Genomic DNA, 4,124 nt, shown 5'->3' on the forward strand with positions numbered 1-4,124 from the left:
GCGCAGTAACAGAAATTAATATGCAACCCGTAAACCAGGAGCCAACCGGCTCTTATTTTTGTGCGATGTCGCACAGGAAAGGAGAGATATGCGAGAACTTAAGTTTATTGTATCCGGCCAGAACCTCCGACCGGACAGCATTACGAAAGCAGTTTGGAATACATAGATGGTACAGTGAAACAGGTATGGAGTCTGGTAGACGACCCTGAGCTAGTAGCAGAGCCTACACAAGAGGAACGGATTGCTAGTTTGGAGGAACAGAATGACATGCTGACGCAGTGTATTTTAGAGATGAGCGAACAGGTATATCAATAGAGAGGAGAAAAGATGAAAGCGATATTCAATGATGGAACAGAGCTCCAGATTCAGCAGGCTTACCTAGCTGGAGATGGGGCTCTTCGTATTAAGGTGATATCTGCAGTGGCAACGCAAGAAAAATTAAGAGCGATATTTGAAGATGCCACAAAGACGAAAAAAATCACAATCCAGGAACGCGGACAGAATCTTAATGTATATGAGAACTATACGCAGTTCGAAGGGATTACCTTGTACAATGCGGGAATCTTAGAGCCATTCCTGTACAAGGCGGGAGAAACTCCGGCGGAACTATTAGAAAAAGCACAGAAGGAAATTGCAGAATTAAAAGAACAGAATAATATGCTGCAGGAATGCGTGCTTGAAATGTCCGAGTTGGTGTATCAGTAATGGTAACAATATTAACTTGTATTATACTATTTTTCACAAGAAAGGAAGGTAAAGAAATGATGGCAATGTTATGGGCACAGCAGATTATGTTAGGAAAGAAGACTTATGCGCAGGCGCCGAGGCTATTGAAAGACAAGGTAAAAGAGATCCTGATTGATTCCGGTATGGAAGAGCTGGCATCTGAAGAAGGAGCAGAATAATGTATTTCATGGTTGGAATGGTAGTAGGATTTGCAGCCGGAGTGGTATTTTGCTACCTGGCAGAAACGGACGATAATTAGGAGGATCATATGGAAATCAGAGCGAGACCGTAGAGGTCTTATTTTTATGCAGAAAATTAAAGAATCGAGGTATTGAAATGTGATTGAAGCGATTATCACAGGAGCAGTTGCAATCGTTGTATGTATGATCAACAACTATTTTCAGCAGCGCAGATCAGAAGAACAGAACGATAAGACGGTCGCATTAATAGATTACAAGCTCACTGAACTCACGAAAAGAGTAGATAAGCATAATAATGTAATAGAGCGTACATATCGTTTGGAGGAGGCTTCTGCAGTTCAAGAAGAGCAGATCAAGGTGGCAAATCACAGGATTGAAGATTTGGAAAGGAAGGTAGAATCAGTATGAAAGATTGGAAAAAATGGGCGAAGTGTGCAGGAGTAAGAGCTGTAAAGACAGTAGCTCAGACAGCGGTGGCCACGATTGGAACCGCAACGGCATTAGGTCAGGTGGATGCGAAGCTGGTAATATCCGCATCAGTTTTGGCAGGAATTCTTTCGTTGTTAACCAGTGTGGCAGGATTACCAGAGTGTAATGATTCAGAGGGCGAGTAACATCGCCCTCTTTTTTAAATATTTTTAAAAACCTCCATTAAAGTGTTGACATACCACCGAATTGGTGGTATAATACAATTACAATAAAGGAAGGGAGATAACAAAGATGAAAAAATACAACTTATCAAAAATTATGAAAAGAGCATGGGAATTGATTAAGACATTCGGATTTGGTATCTCCGAAGCGCTCAAAAAAGCATGGAAAGAAGCAAAGAGCATAAAAGAACAATTGATTAATAAATTAGAAGCAATTGTTGAAGAGAAAAACAGCTATGACAATGGTTTTCACTACGAAGCAGTTGTAAGCGACTGGGAAAATTATGGAAAATCAAGAACATATTTTTCTATTATCGAAACAAGAGATAACAGCAAACATTACAGTAAAACAAGATATGGTTATTTTGATAATCAGACAGAAGAATATGTTCGTGAAAAATATGCAACATTAGCATAGCAATAAATGGAGGAATAGAAATGAAAAAATATTTAGTAGAATTTGGATTTGCAGATAGTTTTGTTAGCGTAGATGAGTGGCAGACAATCAACGGACTGGACGAAATGGAAGCCGAAAGCGCAGAAGAAGCAGCGAAAGAAGCGGCTTGCACAGACGGTCTTGAAAGCGCACTGTTTAGAGTGTATGAGCTTGTGCCGGATGAGTTTGGAGGGATTGAAAAATCCGGAGAACCGGAATATTTCGAGTTTTAACATGGAGAAGAATATAAAAACGTGCGTAGAATGTGGAAAAGCGTTCTATGCACCTCCATCATCAAAGAAAATTACCTGCTCGAAAGAGTGCCAGAAGATACATGCTTCAAAAACGCGAAAAGGAAGAGTTTTTTCTGACGAATCCAGAAAGAAGATTTCGGAGAAAGCCAAAAAAAGAGATATGCGCGAATTGCAAAAAGCGGGTACGCAGGCGGCACTAAAAAGTACAAATTCTGGAAGGTTCGAAACGAATGTAAATGCTATTGATTGGCATTTAGTATCACCGAATGGAAAACATTATCATTTTCATTCGCTGAATTATTGGCTGAGAGAAAATGGTTTAGAATTGTTCGGATGCGAACCTGACAGCAGGGAATATAATAATGTGAGAGCGGGTTTATCTGGAGCAAAAAGGGCAGCATTAGGGAAAAAATATCCATGCAGTACGTATAAAGGATGGAGAGTAATTCCAACAGAACAGGAGAAAACAGTATGACAATAAAAGAAGCAAGAATGGAAGCGGGTTTGTCTCGCGCAGAAATGTCACGACAATTTAAAATACCGATTAGAACGCTAGAAAACTGGGACAATGGTGTGAATCATCCGCCGGAATGGGCAGAGATATTGATAGTTGAAAAATTAAATTGGATAAAAGAACATAAGGAAACTGGAAAACAATGATTTAGAGAGCTGGAAACGGCTCTCTTTTTTATGTGCGACGTCGCACAGAAAGGAGAAGATTATGTCAGCAATCGGTAATGCAGTAGCATGGGCAGTAAATATTGCAAATGATAACAGTCATGGGTATGACCAGACGAAACGCTGGGGACCAGACTATGATTGTTCATCGTTGATAATAAGTGCCTGGGAGAATTCGGGAGTTCCAGTTAAGAGTTATGGGGCAACCTATACGGGAAACATGTATAACATCTTCTCGAAATTGGGATTCAAAGATGTGACATCATCCGTGAACTTTCAGACCGGATCCGGGTTGCAAGCAGGAGATATTTTGTTGAATCACCAACATCATACAGCCATGTCAATTGGGAATGGACAGATTGTACAGGCAAGTATTAATGAAATCGGAAAAGTAACCGGAGGAGTAACCGGAGACCAGACTGGAAGAGAAATATACGTAAGAAGCTATTATCTCTATTCAAAAGGATGGAATGCAGTGTTAAGATACGCAGGAAGCAATACAGAAGTAATTCCTGTAGCGAAAAATTATCTCTCGAAAGGCGATAAGGGAGAAGATGTAAAAGAAATGCAAAGTCTCCTAATCTCTGCCGGTTATAGCTGCGGACAAGCTGGAGCAGACGGAGAGTTTGGAGACGACACGGAGAAAGCCTTATTAAAGTTCCAGACAGACTATAGTTTGGAAGCGGATGCCAAATATGGCCCGATCAGCAAGAGCAAGCTAAACGAAGTCGCAAATGCTACCGAAATGGTATACGCGAGAAATAAGGTCTATACACTACAGGAAGAAATGATGGTTCGCACTGGTCCGGGAACAAGCTATCGTGCGAAAAAACATTCTGAATTAACCACGGACGGACAGAAACATGATGCGGATCAGGACGGCGCATTAGATAAGGGAACAAGAATCACCTGTTTGGGATATCAGAATGTCGGAAATGATACATGGGTGCTAACTCCTTCGGGGTGGATTGCAGGGTATTATAATAAAAAATTGTATATCGCATAAATTACAAGAAGGCAACTATCGTCTCACCTATTTCCTAATAAGATGCGAAAGAAATGAGGATTGATAATAGTTGCCTTCACCCGATCAAAGTCTAGCTAGACACTTATTATATTATAATAGCGTGTCGAGTATTGCAATGTAAAGCGTTCGACAAATATTTACAAGTTTCTGAAA

Annotated in this window: 10 protein-coding genes; all 10 read left to right on the plus strand. The window is 40.5% G+C overall.

Annotated features, from left to right (window positions below):
- The first annotated feature begins 174 nt into the window (after positions 1-174).
- The 10 genes from ACQRBH_RS17030 to ACQRBH_RS17075 all read left to right on the plus strand — a co-directional run bounded on the left by ACQRBH_RS17030 (position 175) and on the right by ACQRBH_RS17075 (position 3,950).
- A complete protein-coding gene (locus tag ACQRBH_RS17030; RefSeq protein ID WP_427762639.1) occupies positions 175-315 on the plus strand; it encodes a hypothetical protein in 141 nt (46 codons plus the stop codon).
- Positions 316-327: 12 nt separating this feature from the next.
- Positions 328-705, plus strand: a complete 378-nt coding sequence (locus ACQRBH_RS17035) for a hypothetical protein (RefSeq protein WP_427762641.1) — start codon at positions 328-330, stop codon at positions 703-705.
- A gap of 56 nt (positions 706-761) precedes the next feature.
- Entirely contained in the window at positions 762-905 is a 144-nt protein-coding gene (locus tag ACQRBH_RS17040; RefSeq protein ID WP_427762643.1) for a CD1375 family protein, read from the plus strand.
- A gap of 204 nt (positions 906-1,109) precedes the next feature.
- Positions 1,110-1,334 carry a hypothetical protein gene (locus ACQRBH_RS17045; protein ID WP_427762652.1) on the plus strand — a complete coding sequence of 75 codons (225 nt, stop codon included), beginning with the start codon at positions 1,110-1,112 and terminating at the stop codon, positions 1,332-1,334.
- Positions 1,331-1,540, plus strand: coding sequence for a holin (locus tag ACQRBH_RS17050; RefSeq protein ID WP_427762644.1), 210 nt, complete (start codon positions 1,331-1,333; stop codon positions 1,538-1,540). The genes ACQRBH_RS17045 and ACQRBH_RS17050 overlap by 4 nt, the downstream gene beginning before the upstream one ends.
- 106 nt (positions 1,541-1,646) lie before the next feature.
- Positions 1,647-1,994, plus strand: a complete 348-nt coding sequence (locus ACQRBH_RS17055) for a hypothetical protein (protein ID WP_427762646.1) — start codon at positions 1,647-1,649, stop codon at positions 1,992-1,994.
- Positions 1,995-2,014: 20 nt separating this feature from the next.
- On the plus strand, positions 2,015-2,245 hold the full coding sequence (locus tag ACQRBH_RS17060; RefSeq protein ID WP_427762647.1) for a hypothetical protein: 231 nt from the start codon (positions 2,015-2,017) through the stop codon (positions 2,243-2,245).
- A gap of 1 nt (position 2,246) precedes the next feature.
- Entirely contained in the window at positions 2,247-2,741 is a 495-nt protein-coding gene (locus tag ACQRBH_RS17065) for a hypothetical protein (RefSeq protein WP_427762649.1), read from the plus strand.
- Positions 2,738-2,926 (plus strand): helix-turn-helix domain-containing protein, encoded by a 189-nt coding sequence (locus tag ACQRBH_RS17070; RefSeq protein ID WP_427762650.1) that lies wholly within the window; start codon positions 2,738-2,740, stop codon positions 2,924-2,926. The genes ACQRBH_RS17065 and ACQRBH_RS17070 overlap by 4 nt, the downstream gene beginning before the upstream one ends.
- Positions 2,927-2,987: 61 nt before the next feature.
- The gene (locus ACQRBH_RS17075) at positions 2,988-3,950 is read left to right on the plus strand and encodes a peptidoglycan-binding domain-containing protein (RefSeq protein WP_427762651.1); all 963 of its coding nucleotides are present in this window, start codon (positions 2,988-2,990) and stop codon (positions 3,948-3,950) included.
- Positions 3,951-4,124 lie beyond the last annotated feature (174 nt).

The organism is Bariatricus sp. SGI.161 (genome assembly GCF_050313695.1).
In the GTDB taxonomy this organism is placed as follows: domain Bacteria; phylum Bacillota; class Clostridia; order Lachnospirales; family Lachnospiraceae; genus JAFBIX01.

Excerpts from the sequence above, each read along its gene's own strand:
- ACQRBH_RS17050 (WP_427762644.1), top strand. The coding sequence starts at position 1,331 with ATGAAAGATTGGAAAAAATGGGCGAAGTGTGCAGGAGTAAGAGCTGTA.
- ACQRBH_RS17045 (WP_427762652.1), top strand. The coding sequence starts at position 1,110 with ATGATCAACAACTATTTTCAGCAGCGCAGATCAGAAGAACAGAACGAT.
- ACQRBH_RS17040 (WP_427762643.1), top strand. The coding sequence starts at position 762 with ATGATGGCAATGTTATGGGCACAGCAGATTATGTTAGGAAAGAAGACT.
- ACQRBH_RS17060 (WP_427762647.1), top strand. The coding sequence starts at position 2,015 with ATGAAAAAATATTTAGTAGAATTTGGATTTGCAGATAGTTTTGTTAGC.
- ACQRBH_RS17065 (WP_427762649.1), top strand. The coding sequence starts at position 2,247 with ATGGAGAAGAATATAAAAACGTGCGTAGAATGTGGAAAAGCGTTCTAT.
- ACQRBH_RS17035 (WP_427762641.1), top strand. The coding sequence starts at position 328 with ATGAAAGCGATATTCAATGATGGAACAGAGCTCCAGATTCAGCAGGCT.
- ACQRBH_RS17075 (WP_427762651.1), top strand. The coding sequence starts at position 2,988 with ATGTCAGCAATCGGTAATGCAGTAGCATGGGCAGTAAATATTGCAAAT.
- ACQRBH_RS17055 (WP_427762646.1), top strand. The coding sequence starts at position 1,647 with ATGAAAAAATACAACTTATCAAAAATTATGAAAAGAGCATGGGAATTG.
- ACQRBH_RS17070 (WP_427762650.1), top strand. The coding sequence starts at position 2,738 with ATGACAATAAAAGAAGCAAGAATGGAAGCGGGTTTGTCTCGCGCAGAA.